The sequence below is a fragment of the Brevibacillus migulae genome, assembly GCF_004521915.1.
GTDB lineage: Bacteria > Bacillota > Bacilli > Brevibacillales > Brevibacillaceae > Brevibacillus_F > Brevibacillus_F migulae.
This window is the reverse complement of record NZ_SDKD01000014.1, coordinates 11,972-29,908: the sequence shown is the minus strand read 5'-3', so window position 1 is coordinate 29,908 and position 17,937 is coordinate 11,972. Positions and strand designations below refer to the sequence as shown.

The window sequence follows — 17,937 nt, the reverse complement described above, 5'->3', positions numbered from 1 at the left end:
TTTGCTGACGCGTCCAGCCGTGTCGCTCAAGATCGTGTAAGATGGCGAGTGCAGTGCCGAACAGCTGTTGTCATGCCAGCGAATCTGCCGGAAAAAGAAAAGCTTCATTCAGGTTCGTGTCCCTGAATGAAGCCAGAATGCACATCACTTTGTATCTTTCGCTTTTTCCGTCTCAAATTGCGCTACCACTTTTTTCAATTCCGATACCATATCCGTCAATTCATTCGCAAATTGCGATACTTCACGCGTGGAGGCCGATTGTTCTTCCATGGCGGAGGCGATTTGCTGGGAAGATGCGGCTGTTTGTTCTGATACGGCTGAAATGCTGTCGATGGATTCTACTACCACTTCTTTTTGCTCCTGAATCCGCTCGATCGTAAGCTGCTCCTCTTGAATATTCACAAGCATCTTGCTGAGCAGGTCGCTCATTTGCTTCATCGCATTGCTGACATGAACCACCGCATCTTTTTGCGTGTGGTTGACCGCATTCGTGGATTCCACCACTTCCACCAATTTGCTCATTTCTCCGATCAGGAGATTGATGGTCTCCTGAATTTGGTTGGTCGATTGCTTTGCTTGCTCGGCAAGCTGTCGAACCTCGTTGGCCACAACAGCAAAGCCTCTCCCGTGTTCACCCGCTCTTGCTGCTTCAATCGAAGCATTCAAGGATAACAGGTTCGTCTGTTCGGCGATTTCCGAGATCGCTTTCGTCACAGAAGAAATTGACTGGGATTTGTCACTTAATTCCTCTACGATTTTCGTCACCTGCCCAAAGGAGTTCTCCAATTTTTGATAGGATGATTCCAGATTTTCCACCTGTTCGTTTCCGCCCTTCACCTGAGCGCTGGCTCCTTCCAAGACCTCCTCAATGACATGGGATTGCTTGATCAGCAATTCGATTTCCTCATTCAAGACATGAACCGCCTGTGAACTGCTCTCGATCGCCACGGACACGTTGGTGGCTCCTGTCGCAATTTCATCCGCCGAACGAGCCACTTCCTCTCCGGCAGCAGCGTTTTCAACCGCTACGCTCCGCACTCCGTTAGCCGCACGATCAACTGTGGATATGTTGGCATGGACTTGACGGATCAGCGTTCTCATATTGGCAACCAATTGATTGTAGCTGTCATTCAGATCACCGATTTCATCATTCCTCGGATATGTGGCTTCCGATACCAGATCGCCATTTGCTGTTTTGGCCGTTACCTTCCGAAACATATCGACAACCTTGAGCAGCTGTTTCGCAATAAAAAACGAGACCACTGCACCGAACAGGAGCGCCAGAATCATCGCAATCATGCTGGTTTTCATGAAAGAACTTTGCGCCTGTGACAATTCGGCTTCATCGGCTAAGGCGACCAGCTTCCACCCTACATGAGCCACATCCGCAACGCTTGCTTGATAATGGACTTGCTCCATTTCCACCTCGATCAGCTTCGTCTCGGGAGCATATACTTGCGACACCCAGCCAAATGTCTTTGCGAATTCTTCCTTATTGCTGATCGCATCCTCTGCTCCCTTTATTTTTCCGCTGCTTTTCGGATCAAGCGTTTTACCGTCCATCCCCTGCAGATAGGAGGTGATCACCAGGCCTTGCTTATCAAGGACGATCAACTTGTTTTGCCCCAGTTTCTCGATCGACCCGCGGACACTGCTGAGCGATTGGAGATCGATATCGTACCCGATTGCCCCGAGCAGTTGGCCTTTCGCCAGCACGGGCGCGATCACAGAGATCATCATTTTTTGGGAGATCTCGTCTTTGTACACTTCCATCCACAGCGTTTTCTTTTTTTCCGCCACCTCTTTGTACGTTCTGGTCTCACGGGCGTCCTTGCCTAAATCAGCCGGCGGAGCAATATGTAGTTTTCCGGTCGCAGAGGAAATGAAATAAGCCGCGACCAAGGAAGGATCCTTTTCCTGAACAGCGGTAAGATACCGGGGCGCAAGCTCTTCGATATTGCCCCCATGGTTATGAACCAGCGCAATCGTATCGCCTAATTGTTCAAGCGAATACGCATACTGCCCCATCTGTTTCTCGATTTCTCGTGCGGCACTGATTGCTTTGAATTGATTTTTTTCCTCAAATTGACTGTCAAATGACTGGCGCGCGGTCTGATTCAGCATGATGGTAGTGCCTAGCAAACAAATAAAAACCGTAACCGTAATGAAAAGTATCCATCGGGCGAGAATCGAGATTCTCCGCCCTTTCAGCGTTTGGCCCTGTTGCGATTGTTTCATGCACGTTTCTCCTTTTCGTCATTTGTGCGTATATGTATGTTGTCATCTTATCCCTCCTTGTGAACATTTTCAATTTGAGCATATTTTTTGAGTTGTATGAAAAAAGAGAGGTATACATCCCCTCCCTTGTTACACCTGCTTTTTAAAATCCATCGGTGAATAGCCTGTATACTTTTTAAAGCACACACTGAAATATTGCGGATTGCTGTACCCAACCTTTTCCGCGACCTCATAAGCCTTCATGTTATGATGCCGCAAATACTCCATCGCTTTTTTCATTCGCGTTTCCAGCAAGTAGTCGGAAAAATTGACGCCTTTTTCCTGCTTGAAAATGATGCTGAGATACGTCGGACTGATATGCACCTGGGTGGCTACCTCCTGCAGGGAAAGCTCCTCGTTTGCATAGTTTTCCTCCATATAACGCATCGCCTTTTCTACCAGCTCGTTTTTCTGGTTCTCCCGCTGGTCGTTGATATGTCCGGAGATCTCGCCAATTAAGGCTTTCACCCGTTCAAAAATCTCCAGCACGGTCTGCAGCTCATGGACCTCGGTATAGTACGAGGTCAACTCATGGCGGTGCTGTTCCTCCCAGCCTTTGGCACATTCCGCCGCTTCGCGAAACAGGAGTACCACGATGCGGATGGCGATCAAGCGAACTTCATGCAGCGTACAATAATTATCCCGCAACAGCGCCGCCGCAAATTGATCAACGAGATGGATCGCTTCCCGCTTCAAGCCCAGTCGGATTTTGAGCACCAGCTCTTTTTCCAGGCTCGCGACATCCATGGACGATGGATTGGCGGGTGCCAGACCCGTATCCTTGATGGCGAAGACTTGATCCTTGCCGATCATATGCCGAAACTCAATGGCAGAACAGGCATCCTGGTAAGAGGCGGCAATCCCTGACCAGCCTTCATACACATTGCCCATCGCGATGGTGACGGTCGACTGCAAAAAGGTTTTGCTGTTGACGCGGATTCGTTCGGCCAGTTCGGCCATCATCGCCTCGGCCGTTTGCTGATCGGCAGGACTCGAACAGATCACGACCAGCTGGTCCCCCTGGCCGTCAAAGACAGCGCCTCTTTGCTCCGTCAGCATGATTTCTTCACAGATATTGTAGATGCAAAATTTCAAGATCTCCTTTTCCAACACCAGATCTCTCTCTGCAGCCGCATGCTGAAAGTAGTCATCTGCCTTTACCAGCAGCACGGAAAAATACGGTCCCTGCAGGTTAACGCCCAAATACTCTGCCTCCGTACGGACATTTTGCTCGTCCATGCGCGAATGGAGCAGATGCTGTAAAAACCGCTGCCGCAAAAATGGGATTCCTTCTTTGAGCTTTTCTTTGATCTTTTGGTGATGCTCCCACTCTTTCGACGCCTGGTTTACCTTTTCGAGCAGCACGGTGCTGTCCACCGGCTTCAGCAAATAATCAAACGCTCTGAGCTTGATCGCCTCATGTGCGTACCCGAAATCCTCATGCCCGGTCAGCAAAATGATTTTGGTTTCCGGCAGCTTCTCGCGCACGGCATTCGCCATCTCCAGTCCATCCATGAAGGGCATCTTGATATCGGTAATGACGATATGCGGCTGCGTCTCCTCCACTACCTGCAGGCCTTGTTCGCCGTCGCTTGCTTCCCCGACAATCTCATAGCCATTTTCCGACCATGGGATGGTGTGGCGGATCCCTTTGCGGATAATGCGGTCATCGTCAACGATTACAATCTTACGCACGGATCTCATCTCCCTTTTTCTTGCGGGATCATTACCTTGGCAATCGTCCCTGCCCCCGGGTTGCTTGTCAGCGTCAAGCCGTAGGCAGGTCCGTAATGAATCTGAAGCCGCTCGTGAACGCTTTTCAAGCCAAAGCCTATGGCATCACCGGCATAGTGCTTTTGCTGAATGCTTTCATTGATCTTTGCAAGCCTTTCTGGATGGATGCCCCCGCCATTGTCGTGAATCTCAAAGATCAGGTCATGGTCCTGCTGATAGCCTTTGACCTGGATCAGCCCTGCCCCGCGACTCTGCTTCACGCCATGATAGATCGCATTCTCAATGAGCGGCTGTAGCGTCAGCTTGATTATCGAATGGGGCAATATATGCGGTTCCACATCAATCGTGTAGGAAAAATCATCTCCGTAGCGCATCTCTTGAATGAACAAATAATTGCTGATATGCTCGATCTCTTCCTGAACCGAAATGATTTCCTGTCCTCTGCTGATGCTGATCCGAAAAAAATTGGACAGGGCCGTCACCATGGCGCTCGCATCCTTGTTCATGCCCATATCGCACAATCCTTTGATCGCATACAGCGTATTGTACAAAAAATGCGGATTGATCTGTGCCTGCATGACCGCCAGCTCCAGCTGCCGCTTCATCTCCTGCTCCATGTGCACCTGCTCGAGCAGCGCATTCACCTGCTGCATCAAGTCGGTAATCCCGTTATACAAAATGCTGATCTCACTGGGAGCGTGGATGCTCAGCTTCAGGTCAAAGCCATCATTGGTGACGGTCTTCAGATTGTTGACCAAAAAGGTAATCGGCTTGGTCAAATACTGTGCCAGCATATTGGCCAAAAAGAGCGCAAACACGATTAGGACGACGATGACCGCCAACGTGACGAACTTGATGTAATTCACCCGCTGCAAGATGTCTTCTTCCGGGAAGATCGCCGCCACCTTCCACTGGTTCACCGACAAGGTATCATAGATGGCGATCATTTTTTTGCCGTTTGGCTTTTGGAATTGAAAGCTGCCGTTCTTCCGCTGCAGCTGCTGGAGGTGTTTCACGACCACGTCATTCAGCTGGTATTCCTCTTTCACCTGTTTGAATGAGACGTAGCCCTCCCGATTCACGAGGATCAAATAGCCGTTTTGACCGATCAGCGCATTATTGAGGACATTCTCCAGAAAGTCGCGGCGGAGGTTGAACATGATCACGCCATTGGTCGGTGTGTTCGGGTTTCCGATCATTTTCAGCACGCTGATCACATCATTGTTTTCCTGCTGATTGCTGAAGACCTCTTCATGGTGCAGGGTTCTCCAGTAATATTCCTGGCGATTCCCGTGAAAGCGCTTACGATACTCGTCGTAGGAAAAGTCGATGCTGCTGGTAAGTGATTCGCTTTTGGTCAGGACGAAATGGCCATGATGCAAGTGAACCAGGATGGAATCAATCAGAGGATTATAAAAGGAATAAATGCGATTGATATGATTGTCCATCCGTATGTAATCGTCGGGGGCTATTTCTTCCGGCTTTTTCGTCATGATGGACAGCGTATCCGGATGATTGACGAGGGCGACAAGCTGTTCAAAGACATCGGATAGCCGATTATCCAGATAGCTTCTGGTCTGGGTGACCGTATCCTTGATGCTGCTGTATGCATTTTCTTCGATCTGTTCGGAAGCGAGTAAGTAGGAAGCCGTCCCTGTTATCAGGATAAAAAGAATGATGATCGGCAAATAGAGAAACAGGATGGATGATTTGAAAGAGAATGGGAGCAGCTTGCTGAGAACGGTCCGATATGGCGTGACAGGCTTGATTGCGATCCCCTCCCTTTTTCACGCGATTCTGTCTTTTTAGCATACAGGAAGATATGGAATTCTGCTATTGACTTGGGTTATTGTAGCAAACATTTTAGCGAATAGAATGGGCATTTCGTTTTAATATTTTTTTGAAAATGTTCACTATTTTACTCATTTGATTGATCGTGAGAAAAAGAAAAGGAGACGAACGATTTCGTCTCCTTTTTCCCTGATTCCTGTCGATATGCTATTCGACCGTCACCGCAATTTTTACTTCTTTTCCTTTGTATGTCGCGGTAATGGTGGCCGTGCCTTTTTTCTTCGCTTTGATTTTTCCTTTGCTTACCGTCGCGATGTCGGAATCGGAAGTCTTCCAGGATGCTTTTGATGCTGACAATGTGCTTCCGTTGTATTTTAGCGTCACCGATTTGGTTTTGCCTTTATCCAGGGTAATCTTGGTTGAGCTTGCCGTCAGCGTGCTCTCGGTGACAGTGACCGGAATTTTTACTTCCTTGCCATTGTATTTCGCCGTGATGGTCGCGGAGCCTTTCGCTTTGGCTGTAATTTTGCCATCTTTTACGGTAGCAACGGCCGAATTGCTGGTCGTCCAAGTCGCTTTGGAGGCAGTGAGCGATTTACTGTTGTAGGTGAGGCTGACTTTTTGCTCATCGCCTTCTTTCAGGCTTACGCTCGTGCGATTCGCTTTCAGCGTGCTGGCGCTTACCGTAACCTTGATTTCTACTTCCTTGCTCTTGTATTCCGCCGTAATCGTCGCTGTTCCGGCAGCCTTTGCCGTGATTTTTCCTTTGCTCACGGTAGCTACGGAGGAATTGGATGTCTTCCAGGTCGCTTTGGAGGCGGTCAGCTTTTTTCCTCCATACGTAAGCTTAATGGTCTTGGTGTCCGTTTCCTTCAAGGATACTTTGGTCGAGCTGGCTTTCAGCTTTTTGGAAGCGGCAGCTGATACCGTCTCAGCCTGCATGGTAAGCGTCTGAGCAGCAGCTGCTGCCGGTTGAACAGCGGTCCCTAGCGCCAGCGCTGTGACAAGGGAACAAATGACTGCGGTGACGAAACTCTTCGTTTTTCGTATCATAACGTACCTCCCGAAATGTTAATCCATAAGATAAGACGTATCACTCAGGAAAAAGTTACTACTTGACACGTATTTTTCTTATGAGGCAGGTACCACCGCATCGTGCAGATGCTTCTCCAATTCTTCGGCATAAGCGTGTTCTTGCTCCTGCGTCCAGCCGAAACGCTGCGCCATGTATGCCAGTACGGGCTTTTTCCACTTGTGAACCTCCTGGATGCAAAAGAGCAGCATGGATGTGCGTCTGACAAAGAAATCAACCGGTGTGACCACCATCTCCGCTTCGATGCCATAGACCAGGGAAGCGAAAAGATCTGCAGGCAATGCGAAGGGATCATTCTCTTTTGTCCGCTGCTGAACAATGTTGAACAGCTGATCGACATTGGAGCCATACATGCGGGTCAGCTTTTCCGCTTGTTCTTTCGCCAGACCCATCTCCATGCCTGTTTTCGTCTTCGCCGCAACAAACGCTGGGAAGTGGGCACTTCCTCCCACATCTCCGCCTGAGATCGGCAGATGCTTGGTGGCACACGGGCGGAAATCTGACTTTCCCTGGGCCCGCAGATGCTTGACGAGCAAGTCGACGACCATCTCCGCCATTTTGCGATAACCGGTCAGCTTACCGCCCGCTATCGTGATTAATCCCGAATCGGATTCCCAGATTTCGTCCTTGCGCGAGATCTCCGAGGCCGATTTCCCTTCTTCATAAATGAGCGGCCGCACACCCGCCCAGCTCGACTCGATGTCCTTTTCCGTGATATTCACTTCCGGGAACATATAGTTAATCGCTTGGATCACGTACTGACGGTCTTCCTCTGTCATGCGCGGATGCGCGATCTCGTCCTGGTAAAAGGTATCGGTCGTGCCTACATAGGTTTTCCCGTCGCGCGGAATGGCAAAGACCATTCTGCCGTCCGGTGTGTCAAAGTAAACGGCCTGCGTCAGCGGAAACCGTGATTGATCGATAATCAAATGGATGCCCTTGGAAAGCTGAAGCCGTTTTCCTTTTCGAGACCCATCCTTTTCACGCAAGGTATCGACCCATGGCCCCGTCGCATTGACGATTTTGGTGCCATAAAGCGTATACGCCTCTCCGTCAACCTGATCGACCACTTTCACGCCTACAACGCGGCCATTTTCATAGAGCAGCTCCTCCACTTTCGCATAATTGACCAGGTCAGCGCCTTGATGATGGGCAGCCTTTGCGACTTCGATTGTAAGGCGTGCGTCATCCGTGCGGTATTCTACATAGTTGCCGCCGCCAAGCAGTCCCTCTTTTTTGATCAGCGGCACCTTGCGCAGCGTTTCTTGCACATCCAGCATCCTGCGGCGCTCCGATCCTTTCACACCCGCGAGGAAATCATAGAGCATGAGCCCGAGAGACGTGCTGAATCTGCCGAATGTCCCTCCTTTGTGGAACGGAAGTACCATCCATTCCGGAGTGGTCACATGGGGGCCGTTTTCATACACGATCGCCCGTTCCTTGCCGACCTCGGCCACCATCTGCACCTCGAGCTGCTTCAGGTAACGCAGTCCCCCATGCACGAGCTTGGTCGAGCGGCTAGAGGTACCTGCCGCAAAATCCTGCATTTCCACCAGCGCTACCTTCAACCCCCTGGTAACCGCATCCAGGGCGATTCCTACCCCGGTGATTCCTCCCCCGATGATGACGGCATCGTATGTTTGGCCGCTCATGGCACGTAGCATTTCTTTTCTTTGCAATCCAGACATTTGCTTGAACATGGCAATCTCTCCATTCCCGCTGTCCATCTGTATGAAAACGAAAAAAAGAGACCACTATCAAGCACTATGGCTGTCGCCATAATGATTGCAATCGTGGTCTCTCCATTTTCTCCAGACGCGTTTATTCACTTATCACCATTGTAACATACGCTTTCCATTATTTAAATGCCATTGTTGCGCGAATCGCCTTTTTCCATCCCTCATACAGCTTCGTGCGCTGGTCTTCCCCCATGGCCGGTTCATATCTGCGATCCACCTGCCATTGGGTCGCAATCTCCTCCCGATCGCTCCAGTATCCGACCGCCAGTCCTGCCAGGTACGCTGCACCCAGCGCGGTGGTTTCATTGATGACTGGACGCTCGACGGGAACACCCAGAATATCGCTCTGGAATTCCATCAAAAAGTTGTTTTTGACCGCTCCCCCGTCCACGCGGAGCGCTTTCAGGGAAATGCCGGAGTCAGCCTCCATCGCGGCCAGCACGTCCTTTGTCTGGTAGGCTAGCGATTCCAGCGTGGCGCGGATGAAATGCTCCTTGCTGGTTCCGCGTGTCAGGCCAAACACGGCCCCGCGCACATCGCTATCCCAATACGGTGTACCCAACCCCACGAAGGCGGGCACGACATAGACGCCATCCGTGCTGTCCACTTTGGTCGCATAGTCCTCGCTGTCTTTTGCCTCCCGGAACATGCGCAGTCCGTCACGCAACCACTGGATTGCTGAGCCCGCGATGAAGATGCTGCCCTCCAGCGCGTATTCCACTTTACCATCCAGTCCCCAGGCGATGGTGGTCAGGAGTCCATATTCGGAGGACATCGCTTTTTCACCGGTGTTCATCAGCATAAAGCAGCCCGTGCCGTACGTGTTTTTCGCCATCCCCGCCTCGAAGCACGCTTGCCCGAACAATGCCGCTTGCTGATCCCCTGCTGCGCCTGCGATCGGAACTTCTTGCCCGAAAAAGTGATAGCCGATCGTATGTGCATACACTTCCGAGGAAGGGCGGACCTCCGGAAGCATGGATGGCGGGATGGTCAAAATGTCTAGCAGCTCCTCATCCCACTTCAATTCATGGATATTGTACATCAATGTGCGTGAAGCATTGGAGTAATCGGTGACATGGGCCTTGCCGCCGGAGAGCTTCCAGATCAGCCACGTATCGATCGTACCGAAGAGCAGCTCCCCTCTTTCCGCCTTTTCCCGTGCTCCCTCCACATTGTCGAGAATCCACTTGACCTTGGTCCCGGAGAAATAGGCGTCGATCAGCAGTCCTGTTTTTTGGCGGAACAGATCGTTGTAGCCTTTTTCTTTCAGCTCATTGCAGATGTCGCTCGTTTGCCGGGATTGCCAGACGATCGCATTGTACACCGGCCTGCCCGTCTCTTTTTCCCAGACCACCGTGGTTTCCCGTTGATTAGTGATCCCGATGCCTTTTATCTGCTCCGGCTTCACATCTGCTTCCGACAAGCAGGTCGCGATGACGGCCAAAATCGAGCCCCATATTTCGCTGGCGTTGTGCTCTACCCAACCTGGCTGGGGAAAAATTTGCGTAAACTCCCGCTGGGCCACATGCACGATTTCCCCCTGACGATTGAACAGGATGGCTCGCGAACTGGTCGTTCCCTGATCCAAAGCCAAAATATACGTTTCCATCTTCATACTCCCTTTCTATTAAATGAATCGTTACGCTGTGACCTTGCTATTCGATGCGCGGGTATCCTTCTTTTTGCCGAATGCAGCCGCCAGTGCGAGCACCACGATTATCAGGATGAGCACAGTCCAAAAGCTGCCAGCTACCTTCCCTTGAAAAACCGCCTTGTAAAACAGCCCGCCAAACGAACCGCCCAAAAGCGGACCTACGACCGGCACCCAAGCGTACCCCCAATTGGAGCCGCCCTTTCCATGGATCGGCAGCAGGAAATGCGCGATGCGCGGCCCCAGATCCCGCGCCGGATTGATCGCATAGCCGGTGGTGCCTCCCAGAGAAAGCCCGATGCTCAGGATCAAAAAGCCTACCACCAGCGGATTCAGCCCTTCCGTGAACTTGTTCGCTCCAATCGCCAGGATTCCGAGCACGAGCAGGAAGGTTCCAATCATTTCACTCAGCAAATTGGCGAACGTATTTTGGATGGCTGGGCCTGTTGAAAATACTCCTAATTTCGTACCTGGATCCTCCGTTTCCTTCCAATGGGGAAGATAATGTAAATATACGAGACATGCCCCCAAAAATGCACCTAACATTTGCGCCAGCATGTAGCCGGGAACGTTTGCCCATGGAAAATCTCCCGTTAGCGCCAGGGCAAGCGTCAACGCTGGATTCAGATGGGCACCGCTGATTCCCCCTACCGAATAGGCGGCCATCGCGACGGCCATCGCCCAGCCGAAGGTGATGACGATCCATCCCGAGCTTTGGGCGAACGAACGCTTCAGGCTCACTCCCGCACAGACACCTCCCCCCAACAGGATCAAGATCATGGTACCGATTACTTCACCCCAAAACGGCGTCATCCTTGTTCCTCCTTCCAATTTTTGAAAAATAAGGATTTATGAGCGCAAGAAAAAGGAGACCCGCCAGAAAAAATCCTGATTGCTCAAGGACCTTCTCGGTGGATCTCCCGCTCTCCGTCACCATGATTAACTTATCCATAGTCTAACCACCAATTGGAAGCGCTGTCAATCCCCAACATTTTTAAAATGGTCCCATAGCTTTCGATTGGACGTCGTGATGGCTGTCGCTCCTGCTGCAATGGCCAGCTGCACATCCTCGACACTGCGTATCAAGCCCCCTGCCAGGATGGGGATCTGCGTCTCGCTGTACACTTCCGCAATCATCTTGGGCATCGCACCGGGCAGCACTTCGATAAAGTCGGGCTTCGTCTTTTCGAGTAAGGCATAACTCTTTTCCAGCGCATTGGTATCGAGCAAAAACATGCGTTGGATGGCAATGACCCCTTTTTGCTTGGCTTTGAGGATCACGCTTGAGCGGGTAGAGATCAAACCCGCTGGTCGAATCTCCTGGCATAAATATTCGGTAGCATATTCGTCATTTTTCATGCCCTGGACCAGATCGACATGCAGAAATATCTTTTTCTGCCGCCTGCGTGCCAGCTCATAGACACTTTTCAACTGGCCGATATGCACTTCCAGGATGACGCCGTATTCATAGGGACTCTCCAGCAGCTTTTCAAAATCCTTAAGGTGCCGGGCGGCTGGCAGGATGACTTGGCCGTTAAAATTCATAGACTTCCCGCTTTCTATCGTTCGTTCCTACATTTCCATCATATGTACAGAAACGCGAGATCAGAATTAGAAATCAAGATTTTGAAAGACTCCCCGTGAACGGACGTGATAAAACAGAACATACAGCGAAGCCTTTTTAATCAAGGAGGAGTACGTTTCTATGCATAAAGTAATCGAACCGAAAATTTTATACTTTGGCACTCCTGTCGTCCTCATCAGTACAGTAAACGAAGATGGATCGGCCAATCTGGCGCCGATGTCCTCCGCATGGTGGCTCAACCAGTCCTGCATGCTAGGCATGAGCAAAAAATCACAGACTGTACAGAATCTGTTGCGGGAAAAAGAATGCGTCTTGAATCTTCCTTCTGCCGACATGGTGGAGGCTGTAGATCGACTGGCTCTGACGACCGGCCGTAATCCGGTTCCGGAAAATAAAGCAGAGGTAGGCTATCAATACGATCCTGACAAGTTCAAAACAGCCAGACTCACCCCGGAGCGTGCGGATCTCGTAAAACCGCCCCGTGTTGCTCAGTGTCCCGTTCAGCTGGAGGCCCAAGTCGTACAGGTGCATCCATTTGAGGAGCCTAGCACCCTAGTGGCGATTGAAGTGAAGATCGTGCGTGTTCATATCGATGAGCAACTTCTGATGGATGTTGAGAAACACTATATTGATCCGGAAAAATGGAGCCCGCTCATCATGAATTTTTGTGAATTTTTCGGTCTCGGTCACAAGCTGCATCCATCCAGATTGGCTCCGGTCTTTCAGCCAGTCCGGCAAAACACACGGATGTAATTCTCGCCTTTCTCATGTTATCATCCTCCTAATAACACTAGATGAGAAGGAAACGAGGATTGGTACCATGAGCCTGGAATATCGAATCTTGCTGCCAACAGATGCGGCCGCCTATGTGGCGCTGCGTCTGGAAGGACTGCAACACAATCCGGAATCGTTTGGCAATACGTATGAAGAAACCATGCAAGATCCAAATCTGCTGGAAACGTTCGCGAAGCGCTTGCAGCCAACGGAAGAGGCTGCTACCTTTGGGGCATTTGCAGAAGGGCAGTTAGTCAGTGTGGTGACAGTAAAGAGAGAAACGATGAAAAAAGTTCGCCATAAGGCCTCAGTGGTGGGGGTATATACAACACCTGCCGCACGGGGGAAAGGGATCGCAAAGCAATTATTTCATCATGCGTTAGCCTGGGCCCAGCAGCAAGAAGGTCTGGAGCAGCTCATTTTGTCAGTGCTGACAGACAATGAGCCTGCGCTGCGGCTCTATCGTTCCTGGGGATTTGAAGTGTATGGCACGGAAACGCATGCATTGAAGTACGAGGGCGTCTACTATGACGAGCATCATATGGTGTTGTTTTTAAATAGGCTATGTTAATTCTTTGTTGTTGATTTTTGTTTCAAAAGGAAACCGCCCACAAAAGGCGGTCATTTCCATAATTCACGCTAATGAAGTATAAACACGATCCGTATACTTAGTAATGGCTTCATCGTAATCTGGATACTTATATCCGAGATTTTCTGATACAGCTTTTGAATATTTTCTAAATAACTCATAACAAGTTAATAAAGACTGCCACATTTCCTGATAGCCATTTTCAGAATAGGTTGATAGGAGTTTTTCCCAATCTTCAATGGGGAGGTAACGATTTATAAATTTATAGTTCTTCCCTACACTAAAGGTGTACCCTTGCTCTGATCCGATTTTCCAAGCCATCATTCTCAATAAATTAGGTCTTGCAATTTCGTTTAAATGATCAATAGCAAATAGTATCTCTTTTCTCGCTAATCCTTTTACGACGTAAGTTGAAACCATCCAGAACTCATTACAACAATCATCAAATTCTCTTGCAGTTGGCTTTTTAATCCAATATTGACGATCAGTTGCGATCACTTCATTTTTGATAAGAGTATCTTTATCGAGCAACACCTTAACTAAACCGTCGTTATTGGAAAAATAATCTTCCACCTCGTTAATGGGAATAAGTGTTAGGTCTACTTTCGTTCCATCCTCAAAAAGCATTAAATATGAAAACCAATTACCTGTTTCTGGCGGAAAAAGCTCCATATCCTCGGGTTTTTGCATCATAACACGATTCCCAAATACTTGAAGCCATTGATCATTCCCCTTGAAAGAATCAATATCTGTTACAAAATAAGAAATGTCATAATCTTGGAATGAATCAGGTGGAATATTTTTGTTTGTACGTGAACCTTCCAAAGTTACCAATCGAATTCTGTTATCATTTTTAGCAAAGTCCATAAGGATTTTCATCATTTCTTGTTCACTTCTCAATACAGGTATCCTCCGTTCTAACCGTTTTTATTTGTAGCGTTAAAAAATAGAGCTTCTCTATAGCCACATCACTTTGACGAAGACTGACATTCGTGAAATTTATCGTGAAAAGACATGAAGTCACGCGACACCTTCTTTATTCATTGGCGAGGTGCGGATGCGTCGGTCTTCCGATTCTGTTTACAACGAGCAACACATGATAGTACAGGACGGATGCTCCCATTCCCAAACCAAAGAAGCCACGATTGGGCGATGTCCATACAAACAGATCTCCTTCGCTAATGATTACGAGAAAAAGATATGTCGTAAGGAGTCCCGCCAGCATATACGCAGACAAGCAGCGGACATAATCGATAACCTTATTCGCATCTCCCAGCTTCCCGATCAGTCTGTCAATCAACACAGCACATGGAACACCGCCGAGCAAATATACAGGGGCGGCATAGATCATATAGACCATGAACAAAGACCAATACGTCCAATGATACACATCCGGTTCACCTTCCTTTGCTGGCGAATAGCTGAACCATGCGAGAGCCAAACAAAATAAAATCGAAGACAATATGGCTACGATGATTTTTTTTAGCACTCTTAGGGCCCTCCTCAACATAGCAAAAGCACCCGCCTATCATGTTCTTCCCCAGCCTGCGTGTGCTTTTGCTTATTTATTGCTGCTATTGCTGAACTTCTTGGAAGCTCTGCATGATCCCCTGAAGCTCTTCCTTCACCCCATCGTATTTGGATGCAAGCGTCCAGGCATGAAGCTGATGAAAGTGTGTTCCTGTCTCAACCACGGTCACCATATAGGCCACTTCAATCCCGTCCTCCGCTTCCTGTTTGAATGAAAAGGCAATCGCCGGAAAACCATTCACACTGGTTTCTTGTGGAGGTTGGATGGGACCCTCCGACATCTCTACCGCATAATTCTCTTCTACGATCTGCAGATAATCTTGCAGCGTGACCCCACTGTCAAAGTCGTCCTTTTTTTCCGACAGCACCATGAAATATTTCACGCCAAAATCATTGGAAATCGAAATGTCTGCCTCATCGTTCAGCGTCGAATCGCTTCTCCAGCTGGAGGGCGCGGTGATCTGGAATTGTTGGTCGCGACTCAAAAAGGTCTCCGGCTTGCTGATGTTGGAAAAGAGGGAGAAAATGCTTGCGATCGCGGATGCCAATGCGATGGCGGCAATGACAGAAAAAATGCCGATCATGAGTCCCTGATTTCCTCTTGCTTCCGGGTCCAGATCCTTCACTTTGACTACAAAGGTTTTTGCCGCGATATCCCCTAGCCGCTGTTTTTCCCGTGAGGTGAGTACGCAGATTCCTGCAGGTATGCCTCCCAACAAGAGCGGATTGGTATCGACTACCCGTAGCAAGGTTCGGAGCAGAGACTTCACGAATCCCGGCGGACGGCCAGCCGGATCCACGGCCCGAATGCGGAGCGCAAATTTTCCAAGCGTATAACCGGTGAAGCCCTCTAGCAACAAATAATAGCAAAGGATGCCTGCAAATAAGCCGGCTGCGACAGGTCCGGCTACCTGTTCGCCAAAACGGTCATTGACATAGACAACGGCTCCCGTCAAAAATATCATCAGAATAAAATCGATCACGGTTGCGGCCCAGCGGCGAAAAAATATCGAAGCCCCATAGCTCGCGCATAACGCTCCCATCGTTCTTGGCTCCGGCATGAGATTGTTCATCCCCGATGGATCTTGTGCAGGATATTGCTCCAATGGATACACCTCTATTTATTTGATGAAATGCCAATGTAATTAAAGCATTCCAAATTTTTCATGTCAATGGAACCATTGTATGAGCTGTGCCTTGATGAACATGTATGTGTAGGAGATCTACAATGGCTTGCACTTCCTGCTTCCTCTTCTTACTGGGTGAAACCGCAATTCCGATTTCACGCTGGAGGCCGGGGACAAGGTGCCGTACTTGATATCTTCCCGATTCCCTTAGCGCCAGCTTCGGCAGGATCGTCACGCCGATATTTTCCTCGACCAGCTGTAAAATCGACTGCGTCTCTCGCAGTTCCATGATGATCGCAGGTGTTATTTCTGCTTCTTTAAACGCTTGCCGAATCAAGACCTGGCAGCCCGCGATCGGCATGATAAACGGCTGGGAAGCAAGCTCTTCCAAAGTCAGCGATTCTTTATTCGCGAGCGGATTATGTTCGGATACCGCGACTAGCAGCGGGTCATGGAAAAGATGCTGAAATTCGTATGGCTTTCCCAAAGGAGCTGTCGTAATGCCCAAATCTACCTTTTCCTGTTTGATCCATTCCTCGATTTCCACATATGTCCCCTCCATGAGCGACACTTCCACATTCAAGCTTCGTTTTTTCAAGTCCGGAAGTATGCATTTCGCGAGCCAATAGGTAGCGCTTGGAAAGGTGCCCATTTTCACGAGCTTCTTTTCCGATTGGGCTTGATCCTCTATTTTTTGCAGAAGCAGCGCTTCTTGGTAAAGGATTTCTTTCATATTCCCGATTAGGCTTTCGCCGGTTTCCGTTAAGCGTATTTTGCCATTGTCTCGGATGAGCAGCTTTTTCCCCAGTTCTCTTTCCAGGGCCGCAATCGTGTGGCTGACACCCGATTGGCTCAGATTGAGCAGCTGCCCCGTTTTTGTAAAACTCCCTGTTTCGATTACCTTCACCAGCACTTTTAACTGCAAAAACGTCATGGCTCCTCCCACCTCATGAATATTTCCTCATATTATACATGAAAACGATTCATTGGACTCATAGAAGAGAGGATTCTATACTAATGGCATATGAGGAGGGCGACTATGACACATACATACAATGTTGGGATCATCGGGGTAGGAGGAGTCGGAGAGGTGCTGCTGAAAGCCTTTCAGGAGCATCCGCGCACCAATGTCATCGCGATCCATGATGCCAATCAAGCGAAAATGCAAGAGATGTCTGGCAAATACCATCTTCCTTCTTTTCCAGACTATCATGAGCTTCTTGCAAACGAAGAGATCGATGTCGTTTATTTAGCCGTACCACCCAAATTCCACCACGCCATCGCGCTGGATATCATCCGCAGCGGCAAACACATTCTGTGCGAGAAACCCCTAGCGAATTCGGTACAAGAAGCTCGCGAAATGCTGGAAGAAGCAGAGAGAGCCTCTGTCATACACGGCATGAATTTTCCGACCATCTATCGGCCTGCATTTCGGAAGCTGCAAGACTTTGTGAAGAGCCGCAGGATCGGCAACATACAAGAGATTGAGCTTATCTGTCAGTTTTCCCAATGGCCGCGTCCTTGGCAGCAAAACGATTGGATTTCTAGCAGGGAGCAAGGCGGATTTGTAAAAGAGGTTTTTCCCCACTATATCCAGATGATCGGCATGATGTTTGGCGGGCTGGCGTTCTCTCACTCCAGCATCACTTATCCGGAAGACCCTTCGCTAAGCGAGATTTCGATTTTGGCAAAAGGGACCACGCTTGGTGGGATCCCGATTGCTGTAAAAGGTACGGTGGATGACCGCTTAGCGGAAGCGATCACGTTTACAGTAAAAGGGGACAACAGCGCTATGACGCTAAAAAACTGGAAGGAACTGTGGGAGATAACCGGGGATGGACAGACGAAGGAGGTGCAGCTCCCCGCAGAAAATCATCTAGCGCTCTTGATTGACCATTTCCTGCAGCATCTGGAGGGGAAACCCGCTGTTACGGTCACCTTTCGGGAAGGCTATCAAGTCCAAGTGGTGCTGGAAAGTCTGATCCAGATCGATGCTGTTTACAATGGGAAATAGGAGGCAACGCCCAAGCCTTATGCAGCATGGGCG

General features: G+C 49.4%; 16 protein-coding genes. 3 read left to right on the top strand and 13 right to left on the bottom strand.

Features of this window, described 5'->3' with window-relative positions; genetic code table 11:
• Window positions 1-144 precede the first annotated feature (144 nt).
• From EIZ37_RS16270 to EIZ37_RS16235, 9 genes are all read right to left on the bottom strand, one after another.
• On the bottom strand, window positions 145-2,238 hold the full coding sequence (locus tag EIZ37_RS16270; protein ID WP_134685822.1) for a methyl-accepting chemotaxis protein: 2,094 nt from the start codon (window positions 2,236-2,238) through the stop codon (window positions 145-147).
• 129 nt (window positions 2,239-2,367) lie between these two features.
• Entirely contained in the window at window positions 2,368-3,972 is a 1,605-nt protein-coding gene (locus EIZ37_RS16265; protein WP_167568941.1) for a response regulator, read from the bottom strand.
• A 5-nt stretch (window positions 3,973-3,977) separates the two neighbouring features.
• The gene (locus tag EIZ37_RS16260; protein WP_134685820.1) at window positions 3,978-5,699 is read right to left on the bottom strand and encodes a cache domain-containing sensor histidine kinase; all 1,722 of its coding nucleotides are present in this window, start codon (window positions 5,697-5,699) and stop codon (window positions 3,978-3,980) included.
• 310 nt (window positions 5,700-6,009) lie between these two features.
• Window positions 6,010-6,855 (bottom strand): Ig-like domain-containing protein, encoded by an 846-nt coding sequence (locus tag EIZ37_RS16255; RefSeq protein WP_134685819.1) that lies wholly within the window; start codon window positions 6,853-6,855, stop codon window positions 6,010-6,012.
• A 78-nt stretch (window positions 6,856-6,933) separates the two neighbouring features.
• A complete protein-coding gene (locus tag EIZ37_RS16250; protein ID WP_407921148.1) occupies window positions 6,934-8,595 on the bottom strand; it encodes a glycerol-3-phosphate dehydrogenase/oxidase in 1,662 nt (553 codons plus the stop codon).
• A gap of 157 nt (window positions 8,596-8,752) precedes the next feature.
• On the bottom strand, window positions 8,753-10,243 hold the full coding sequence (gene glpK / locus EIZ37_RS16245; RefSeq protein ID WP_134685818.1) for a glycerol kinase GlpK: 1,491 nt from the start codon (window positions 10,241-10,243) through the stop codon (window positions 8,753-8,755).
• Between the two features lie 30 nt (window positions 10,244-10,273).
• Window positions 10,274-11,098 (bottom strand): MIP/aquaporin family protein, encoded by an 825-nt coding sequence (locus EIZ37_RS16240; protein WP_134685817.1) that lies wholly within the window; start codon window positions 11,096-11,098, stop codon window positions 10,274-10,276.
• Window positions 11,079-11,237: a hypothetical protein gene (locus EIZ37_RS26020; protein WP_167568939.1), complete on the bottom strand. Its 159-nt coding sequence runs from the start codon at window positions 11,235-11,237 to the stop codon at window positions 11,079-11,081. Before EIZ37_RS26020 ends, EIZ37_RS16240 begins: the two co-directional genes overlap by 20 nt.
• Before the next feature lie 26 nt (window positions 11,238-11,263).
• On the bottom strand, window positions 11,264-11,830 hold the full coding sequence (locus EIZ37_RS16235) for a glycerol-3-phosphate responsive antiterminator (RefSeq protein WP_134685816.1): 567 nt from the start codon (window positions 11,828-11,830) through the stop codon (window positions 11,264-11,266).
• 160 nt (window positions 11,831-11,990) lie between these two features.
• Between EIZ37_RS16235 and EIZ37_RS16230 the strand changes: the two genes are divergently transcribed.
• Window positions 11,991-12,623 (top strand): flavin reductase family protein, encoded by a 633-nt coding sequence (locus tag EIZ37_RS16230; protein ID WP_134685815.1) that lies wholly within the window; start codon window positions 11,991-11,993, stop codon window positions 12,621-12,623.
• Window positions 12,624-12,690: 67 nt separating this feature from the next.
• Window positions 12,691-13,215 (top strand): GNAT family N-acetyltransferase, encoded by a 525-nt coding sequence (locus EIZ37_RS16225; RefSeq protein WP_134685814.1) that lies wholly within the window; start codon window positions 12,691-12,693, stop codon window positions 13,213-13,215.
• A 63-nt stretch (window positions 13,216-13,278) separates the two neighbouring features.
• Here EIZ37_RS16225 and ant(6) read toward each other — a convergent pair whose 3' ends face one another.
• The 4 genes from ant(6) to EIZ37_RS16205 form a co-directional block, all read right to left on the bottom strand.
• Window positions 13,279-14,133, bottom strand: a complete 855-nt coding sequence (gene ant(6), locus EIZ37_RS16220; protein WP_134685813.1) for an aminoglycoside 6-adenylyltransferase — start codon at window positions 14,131-14,133, stop codon at window positions 13,279-13,281.
• A 136-nt stretch (window positions 14,134-14,269) separates the two neighbouring features.
• Entirely contained in the window at window positions 14,270-14,722 is a 453-nt protein-coding gene (locus EIZ37_RS16215; RefSeq protein ID WP_134685812.1) for a hypothetical protein, read from the bottom strand.
• Window positions 14,723-14,807: 85 nt separating this feature from the next.
• Window positions 14,808-15,869: an RDD family protein gene (locus tag EIZ37_RS16210; protein WP_134685811.1), complete on the bottom strand. Its 1,062-nt coding sequence runs from the start codon at window positions 15,867-15,869 to the stop codon at window positions 14,808-14,810.
• A 58-nt stretch (window positions 15,870-15,927) separates the two neighbouring features.
• On the bottom strand, window positions 15,928-16,824 hold the full coding sequence (locus tag EIZ37_RS16205) for a LysR family transcriptional regulator (RefSeq protein ID WP_134685810.1): 897 nt from the start codon (window positions 16,822-16,824) through the stop codon (window positions 15,928-15,930).
• Window positions 16,825-16,929: 105 nt separating this feature from the next.
• On the opposite strand from EIZ37_RS16205, the gene EIZ37_RS16200 reads away from it, so the two are divergent.
• On the top strand, window positions 16,930-17,904 hold the full coding sequence (locus EIZ37_RS16200; RefSeq protein WP_167568937.1) for a Gfo/Idh/MocA family protein: 975 nt from the start codon (window positions 16,930-16,932) through the stop codon (window positions 17,902-17,904).
• Window positions 17,905-17,937 lie beyond the last annotated feature (33 nt).